Origin of the sequence: Streptomyces sp. YS-3 (assembly GCF_045257485.1) — a bacterium.
Lineage (GTDB): Bacteria > Actinomycetota > Actinomycetes > Streptomycetales > Streptomycetaceae > Streptomyces.
On the sequence record NZ_JBJHPC010001210.1, the window covers coordinates 1 to 553 of the forward strand.

General features: G+C 73.2%; 1 protein-coding gene and 1 pseudogene. Both read right to left on the minus strand.

From position 1 onward, the window contains the following. Positions 1-34 precede the first annotated feature (34 nt). Positions 35-258, minus strand: a pseudogene (locus tag ACJA3G_RS38340) (biotin transporter BioY); the annotation flags it as partial. A 91-nt stretch (positions 259-349) separates the two neighbouring features. Beyond that, a partial coding sequence (locus ACJA3G_RS38345; RefSeq protein ID WP_406557590.1) for a biotin transporter BioY occupies positions 350-553 on the minus strand: 204 nt, incomplete at its 5' end.

Here is a 553-nt window from a genome sequence, read left to right on the forward strand (position 1 = left end):
CGGGATTCGGTCGTACCGGATTCGGTGGTACCGGCTACTTGCGGCCCACGAACTTCCACGCCGTCGGCAGCGCCCCCATGGCCAGCGCCGCCTTCAGCGCGCCTTCAGCGCGTCCCCGAGCAGGAACGGCGTCAGGCCGAGCGCCACCGCGCGCGTCAGGGACACGTCGGCCGAGGCCGCCAGGTACGGCACGCCCACCGCGTAGATGATCGCCGAGCCCAGCACCATCGTGCCCGCCGTGCGCAGCACCGAGCGGTCACGTACGGAGGGGGGCCCGGTCGCGCTCGTCGCGCGGCCGGGCCCCTCTGTGTCGTACGGGATTCGGTCGTACCGGATTCGGTGGTACCGGCTACTTGCGGCCCACGAACTTCCACGCCGTCGGCAGCGCCCCCATGGCCAGCGCCGCCTTCAGCGCGTCCCCGAGCAGGAACGGCGTCAGGCCGAGCGCCACCGCGCGCGTCAGGGACACGTCGGCCGAGGCCGCCAGGTACGGCACGCCCACCGCGTAGATGATCGCCGAGCCCAGCACCATCGTGCCCGCCGTGCGCAGCAC